Here is a 7,039-nt window from a genome sequence, read left to right as displayed (position 1 = left end):
AACATAATGATGTATGTGCTGATAAAATAACTCCTGTAGTTCCACATGCTTTTGATAATTCCTCAACAGCAATAACGTAAGATAAATTATCTCCGCCAGCTCCACCAAATTCAGTGGAAATTGGAATACCAAGCATATGGTATCTAGCCATCTTCTCTACTGTTTCTGAAGGAAATCTTTCTGTTCTATCTATTTCCGCAGCTAGTGGTTCTACTTCGTTTATTGTAAATTCCCTTACCATTTGTTGTACAAATTCTTGTTGTTTTGTCAATGAAAAATCCATAAACCTTCCTCCTCGCTATTCTCGGACAAAGATAACAATTAATGTAATTGTTATCTTTGTCTTCTTTCTTTTATAAAATTATTTACTTATTTTTAAAGCACTTTTCTGTTTTTTCAAGAAATGCTATCATTCCATTTTTTTGATCTTCTGTTGAGAAACATTCTCCGAATATTTCTGATTCATAAGAAAGTGCTGTGTCTATGTCTATTTGTATTCCCTTATTAATTGCTGCCTTACAAAAGCTTACAGCCATAGGTGCTTGCCCTGCAATTGTACTGGCAAGTGCTCTAGCTTCTACTAATAAATTTTCAGGTTCAACTACTTTATTTACAAGTCCAATTCTTAATGCTTCTTCTGCATTAATAATCTTTGCTGTATAAATTAATTCTTTAGCCATTCCAAGTCCTACAAGTCTAGGAAGTCTTTGAGTTCCTCCAAAACCAGGTGTTATACCTAGGCCTACCTCAGGTTGCCCAAATTTTGCTTTTGATGAGGCTATTCTAATATCACAAGCCATGGAAAGCTCGCATCCGCCACCTAGCGCAAAACCGTTTACTGCTGCTATTATAGGTTTTTCCAAAGTCTCTAGTTTCCTAAATACTTTATTTCCTAAATTTCCAAATTTTCTACCACCCATTACATTAAGATCTTTCATTTCGGCGATATCAGCTCCTGCAACAAAAGCTTTTCCTTCACCTGTTAAAATCACTGCATAGATTTGGTCATCTTCAGCAATTTCATCAATTGCGAGTTCTAGCTCTTTTAATGTTTCTGTGTTTAATGCATTTAGAGCTTTTGGCCTACTAATTGTTAGCACTGCAACTTTGTCTTCCTTTTGAAGAACAATATTTTTGTATTCCACAACAATCCACTCCTTACGAATTAATCAGTTCATTAACTATTTGTTAATAATATAACAATTACACCTAAAAACTAATTGAAGCACTTATGCTTCAATTACAGTATATCTCTTTACAGTGTATATTTCAACAAAAATAACCTTTTTTTTAAAAATAATGATTCTTAATTTTATATTATAATTATTATTAGTAAAATGCATGAATTTTATGGATATGTCCTGTCATTCATTAGGCAACTAAGAGTTAATAAACTTTCACTTAAATGAACATTCTCAACTATTATTCGTTCTGGCACCTGCAAATCCACAGGTGCAAAATTCCATATACCCTTAACCCCATCTTCCACCATCATATCAGCCACCGCTTGGGCATTGTTTCTCGACACACAGATTACACCAATATCAATTGGTGTGGATTTAAGAAGCACAACTAATTCATCTATGTCCTTTACTTCAACATCTCTAATTTTGAGTCCTATAAGTTTTGGATTAACATCAAAAATTCCAACTAAATTAAATGCTAACTTTTCAAAATTAGTATAATTAGCAATAGCCTGCCCTATATTACCCGCACCTATTATTATCATCTTATATTCTTTTGATAATCCTAATATTCCACTAATTTCATTTAATAGTTCTTTTACGTTATACCCATATCCTTGTTGTCCAAAATCTCCAAAACAGTTTAGGTCTTGTCTAATTTGAGATGCTGTAAACCCAATTTTTTCTCCTAATTCTTTTGAAGATATTCTATCTACATCATTTTTTAAAAGTTCTCTTAAATATCTATGGTATTTAGGTAATCTTTTAATGACTGCCATTGATATATTCTTTTTTCTTTCCACAATTACACCCCTTTGCAAACCTCATAAATTTCATAATATTAATTTTACCACACTATTATGTATTATCACTACCTTTTGCTAGAAATTTATTAGTTCTTATAAGATTTTGCCCATTTTAAATTTTTTTAGATGCGTTTTTTTAAATTAATGCTACAAATATTTACTTTTCACTACAATATATTTAATATAAATAGTACAATAATGTAGAAATGAACTATAATTAATATTTATAACAATTATAATTTAAATTGTTTAATAGTTCAGATACATAAATTTGTTTAAATAATATTGTACTTTATGACCCTTAAACTATTGTATAATTTTAATTACACAGAGCAGGGAAGGTGAAAAAAAATGATAGTTCTAAGTTGCAAAGATATTCACAAAAGTTATGGGATAGATGTTATTTTAAATAAAATAACTTTTAGTATAAATGAAGGTGAACGAATTGGTTTTATTGGTGCAAATGGTGCAGGTAAATCTACACTTTTTAAAATAATCACCAGTCAATTGGATTATGATAATGGTGAATTATTTATAGATAAGAATAAAAGAGTTGGTTATCTTTCTCAAGATCTAACCTTGGATTCCAGTAATACCATATATGAAGAAACCATTTTAGTATTTGACAATCTATTAAGTCTCGAAAAAAAGCTAAAAGAATTAGAAACAATAATGAATCAGCCATACGATGCGTCAAGAGAAGAATATACAAATAGAATAATAAAAGAATATACATTAACTTATGACCTTTATAATAATAGAGGCGGTTACACCTATAAGGCCGAAATCGGTAAAGTCCTCAAAGGTCTTGGCTTTATGGAAGAAGATTATAATAAGCCAATAAATATATTAAGTGGGGGTCAAAAGACTAGAGTTGCATTATGCAAGTTACTACTAAACAATCCTGATGTACTGTTACTAGATGAACCTACTAATCACTTAGATTTAGATGCTATTGAGTGGCTTGAAGATTATTTGAAATCCTATAAAGGTACTATGTTTATAATATCTCATGATAGATTTTTTCTAGATGCTATTTCTAATAAAACCTTTGAACTTATTAATGGTCATGTAGATTGTTACAATGGTAACTATACAAGTTTTATTGAACTTAAGAAAATAAATTATGAAATTAAGTTGAAAGCCTACAATTTACAGCAATCAGAAATTAAAAGGCAAGAAGACATTATAACTAAATATAGGTCCTTTAATAGAGAAAAAAGTGTAAGAGCTGCGGAAAGCAGACAAAAATCCTTAGACAAAATGGAAAGGATCCATATTCCTGACAAAGATCCTAGGGAAACTAGAATTAATTTTGAAACAGAAATTAAAAGTGGAAATGATGTGCTTCATATAGAAAACTTATCAAAATCATTTGGAGACAATCTTTTGTTTGAAAACTTAAATCTAGATATGAAAAGGTCGGATAAGATTGCTCTTATTGGGGAAAATGGAAGAGGAAAAACAACTCTTTTCAAAATTATAATGGATAAAATACCTAGTGATACAGGCATAAAAATATTAGGCAAAAATATTTTTGTAGGATATTATGACCAAGAACAATCAGATTTAAACGAAGAAAAAACTATAATAGATGAAGTTTGGGATGACTTTCCTAAACTTACTACCACAGAACTTCGTACAGCTCTCGCTGCATTTTTATTCATAGGAGAAGATGTATTTAAAAATATTTCCGCATTAAGTGGTGGTGAACGCTGCAGAATTAATCTTCTTAAAATTATGTTATCTAAATCTAACTTCTTGCTATTAGATGAGCCAACAAACCACTTAGATATTATGTCCCGTGAGGCACTAGAAGATTCAATACTAGCCTATGACGGTACAGTTATTGTAATATCTCATGATAGATATTTCTTAAACAAAGTAATAACTAGAATACTTGAATTAAATCAAGGAGGCCTCAAAGAATATTTAGGTAATTATAATTATTATATAGAAAAAAAGAAAAATCCTCTTAGGTTTCAAGAAGAAGAGGCTACGGCTGGAATGTCAAAAACCCAAATCAACTTTGATAAAAAGAAGAAACGAGAGGAAGAAAAACTAGAAAAGCAAAAAAAAGTAGACCTAAAAGATCTAGAAGATAAAATTTCATCACTAGAACAAGAATCAGAAAAATTAACTAACGATCTTTGCAAAGAAGAAGTTTATTCAAACCCTATTAAGAGCTCCGACGTAAACAATCAGCTTGCAAATGTAAAAAAAGAACTTCAAGATCTTTATGTAACTTGGGAAGAGTTTATAGATGATGCAGAATAAGAATTAAAAAGTATGAAATTAATCCTATGCGCCTTGCAACCGAACTCCAAATAGGAAATTTAATTTATTCGTTTCTTGTTGCAAGTCACTCCGGATAAATTTCATACTACTTTAATGTTAATATACCGTTAAACCACCCCTCCTTCTAATAATACTTTGATATTGTCCTTATAAATCACATTGAATTGACTTATCGGTAGAGGATTTTCTCCAAGTCCAACTTCAATGGTATATCCAGGTCTTCTAAATTTTTCTATAAACCAATCTTTATATCCCGCAAAACTTGTTATTCCGTAGGTTTCTGCGAGTTCATAACCACTAAGCCTTGAAAATGTTTCTGCTATTTTTCTAGCTTCCGGACTAGCCAAATTTTCAAAATTCCAGTATATTACCTCCCCTTGACTGTGATAAGCTATTACTAATCTAAAGATATTTTTCCTTGTAAAGTCTGCTACAGCTTTAGACTCAGGTTCTGATTCTGGCGCGGTACCTGAATATCTTGAAGGTCCTGGTCCATATACTCCATAAGTTTTTTCTGCATCCTTTGACTCTTGCCACAGGGCATCATAATTATGATTAAGGTCTACCCCCCTTATATTCGCACTCCAAGTTTTAGAAAAATCATCACTTCCATTATTCCACTTAATCAAATCATTGTAGTATGGGTTACTCCTATCTAACCCGTTAAGCACTAAGTTAACTCCATCTGGATTTACCATAGGCATCACATATATACTGCTTTTATTCCATATATCCTGGGTATTATAACCTTCTAAAGATTGACCCGTTGCATAGGCTTCAGCAAAATTTTCAATGAATTTCATTAAAAGCACACTAGTTATCCATTCAATAGCATGATGGGCTCCATTATAAAAAACTTTATTAGGTCCATTTCCCAGTTTTACATAATAAAGTTCTTTTCCTAGCTGACTGGTGCCTGCACTAGCAACTTCAATAAATGGATACCTAGCCTTTAGCCCTTCTAAGTCCTTTTTCATAATGTCATAAGTGTAGTCGATATTTGTATAAACCACCCCCAATGAATAAGGAACTATAATCTCACTCCCAACTTGTAAATTATTGGGACTTATTTCTGGATTAGCTGTAATTATACTTTGGACTGTTGTATAATACCTCCTTGCTATAAGATAAAATGTATCACCAGGTCTAATTCTATAAGTATCATAACCTATTAAAAAGCTATTCATAAGTTTATAAGTTTCATCATTTACTACTCCTGTAGGTGATAGGCCAAAATATCTTTGGAACTTACCAACTGCAGCAGCTGTTTTAGGTCCATAATTTCCATCTAAGCCGTCCACACTATAACTCAATTTATTAAGTAGTGCTTGTATTTCCATCACTTCTGTTCCTCTCGAGCCTATCTTTAGGATTTGCAAATCAATCCTCCTAAAATTTCTTATAGTATTATTTTATGAAATTTATTGAAAAATGTTACAAGTTTTAAATAAATATATCAAAAAAATGAAAAATTTATTAGTTCATTTCCTTTTTTTTATCAATGTCTTCAATTATCTATGTATATCAATCGATTACATATACATTCAAATACATTTTTCATTTAAATTTACAAATTATAAATATTTTTATAAAAGTACTTGATAATATGTAGTAGTTCACATATAATCAAGTAAAGAACTACTATATAATATTAAGTACATTATAAAATAATGTTAGTTAGGAGCGAAATTCTAGTGGAATTTGAAAAAGAAATATTAAAAGGTTATGTTGATATAATTATTCTATCAGTTTTAAAGCATAAAGATATGTATGGTTATGAAATTGGAAAAACCATAAAGCAAACAAATAAAAGTTTTGAGATGAAGGAAGCAACCTTGTATGTATCTTTAAAAAGACTCGAAAAGAAAAATTATCTGGAGGGCTATTGGAATGATGATGAAAATACTGGTGGAGGGAGAAGACGTTATTATAAAATAACTCAAGAAGGGTTGAACTTTTTGGGCGAGAAAGTTCAAGAGTGGCTTGTTCTTAGAGAATTATTAAATCAGTTCTTGGAGGTGAGTATTAATGAATGAGATAGATAGGTATGTAGATAGTATTTGTGATGAATTTAATGAGTCTGCTAAGGACATACAGATATTTAGGGAAGAGTTAAAATCAAGCCTTTATGATGAAGCCCATGAACTTGAAAAACAAGGCCTTAGTGAAGATGAAAGTATAAAAATGGCATTGAAGAGTTTTGGACAAGAAAATGATGTTATTTCAGAAATGAGCACCGTATGGAAAAAGAAAACTGATTTTACTTTATTGATGGTAAAAGTAGCAATAAGTATTTTTATAATCGGTCTAATTTTTACTGGAGCTAATATGTATTATGAAAATTCCGCCAATAGCATGCTTGAAAATATATCATATTTATTTTTTATTGTTTCATGGATAATAGGAACCATAGCTTTTTACCAATATATTAATATTGAGCATCCAAGCAAAATATTGGTATTTGTAGCTATTTGTGATATCGCAATTGGGGGATATTCTGTTTGTACGCGAATGTTCCCGTCTCAAGTAGAAGTATCTATTATTATTCTATTTGTGTCAGTATTAATTATTGTTTTAGCTATGAAATCATATTTTAATAAAAAAAGAATTTGAAATTAGAAAATCAAGGAGGCAAATATGAAAGAAGATATCCAAAGAACCATGAATGTTTTTTGTGGGTTAATAATAGTCGCTTTAACTTTTTCTTATTTAGTTTAGAATTAGAATTATAAGGAAATAATCTATTGATCA

7 protein-coding genes are annotated in these 7,039 nt (G+C 30.4%); 3 read left to right on the top strand and 4 right to left on the bottom strand.

Annotated features, from left to right (window positions below; all coding sequences use genetic code 11):
* From ACREVU_RS07825 to ACREVU_RS07815, 3 genes are all read right to left on the bottom strand, one after another.
* A partial coding sequence (locus ACREVU_RS07825) for an acyl-CoA dehydrogenase family protein (protein ID WP_431551047.1) occupies nucleotides 1-283 on the bottom strand: 283 nt, incomplete at its 3' end.
* A gap of 82 nt (nucleotides 284-365) precedes the next feature.
* Nucleotides 366-1,145 carry a short-chain-enoyl-CoA hydratase gene (locus tag ACREVU_RS07820; protein WP_431551046.1) on the bottom strand — a complete coding sequence of 260 codons (780 nt, stop codon included), beginning with the start codon at nucleotides 1,143-1,145 and terminating at the stop codon, nucleotides 366-368.
* Nucleotides 1,146-1,348: 203 nt separating this feature from the next.
* Nucleotides 1,349-1,987: a redox-sensing transcriptional repressor Rex gene (locus tag ACREVU_RS07815; protein ID WP_431551045.1), complete on the bottom strand. Its 639-nt coding sequence runs from the start codon at nucleotides 1,985-1,987 to the stop codon at nucleotides 1,349-1,351.
* A 354-nt stretch (nucleotides 1,988-2,341) separates the two neighbouring features.
* Between ACREVU_RS07815 and abc-f the strand changes: the two genes are divergently transcribed.
* Nucleotides 2,342-4,267 (top strand): ribosomal protection-like ABC-F family protein, encoded by a 1,926-nt coding sequence (gene abc-f / locus ACREVU_RS07810; RefSeq protein ID WP_431551044.1) that lies wholly within the window; start codon nucleotides 2,342-2,344, stop codon nucleotides 4,265-4,267.
* Nucleotides 4,268-4,395: 128 nt separating this feature from the next.
* On the opposite strand, the gene ACREVU_RS07805 is transcribed toward abc-f, so the two are convergent.
* The gene (locus tag ACREVU_RS07805; RefSeq protein WP_431551043.1) at nucleotides 4,396-5,667 is read right to left on the bottom strand and encodes a M14 family metallopeptidase; all 1,272 of its coding nucleotides are present in this window, start codon (nucleotides 5,665-5,667) and stop codon (nucleotides 4,396-4,398) included.
* A 315-nt stretch (nucleotides 5,668-5,982) separates the two neighbouring features.
* Here ACREVU_RS07805 and ACREVU_RS07800 point away from each other — a divergent pair, with 315 nt between their 5' ends.
* Together ACREVU_RS07800 and ACREVU_RS07795 are read left to right on the top strand one after the other, a co-directional pair.
* Nucleotides 5,983-6,324, top strand: a complete 342-nt coding sequence (locus tag ACREVU_RS07800) for a PadR family transcriptional regulator (protein ID WP_431551042.1) — start codon at nucleotides 5,983-5,985, stop codon at nucleotides 6,322-6,324.
* Nucleotides 6,317-6,901, top strand: coding sequence for a permease prefix domain 1-containing protein (locus ACREVU_RS07795; RefSeq protein WP_431551041.1), 585 nt, complete (start codon nucleotides 6,317-6,319; stop codon nucleotides 6,899-6,901). The genes ACREVU_RS07800 and ACREVU_RS07795 overlap by 8 nt, the downstream gene beginning before the upstream one ends.
* The last annotated feature ends 138 nt before the right edge of the window (nucleotides 6,902-7,039 follow it).

It is taken from the genome of Clostridium sp. (assembly GCF_050717535.1).
In the GTDB taxonomy this organism is placed as follows: domain Bacteria; phylum Bacillota; class Clostridia; order Clostridiales; family Clostridiaceae; genus Clostridium_AD.
Note: the sequence above shows the minus strand (reverse complement) of the source record. Positions and strands in the feature narration are given on the sequence as shown.

Excerpts from the sequence above, each read along its gene's own strand:
- abc-f (WP_431551044.1), top strand. The coding sequence starts at position 2,342 with ATGATAGTTCTAAGTTGCAAAGATATTCACAAAAGTTATGGGATAGAT.
- ACREVU_RS07795 (WP_431551041.1), top strand. The coding sequence starts at position 6,317 with ATGAATGAGATAGATAGGTATGTAGATAGTATTTGTGATGAATTTAAT.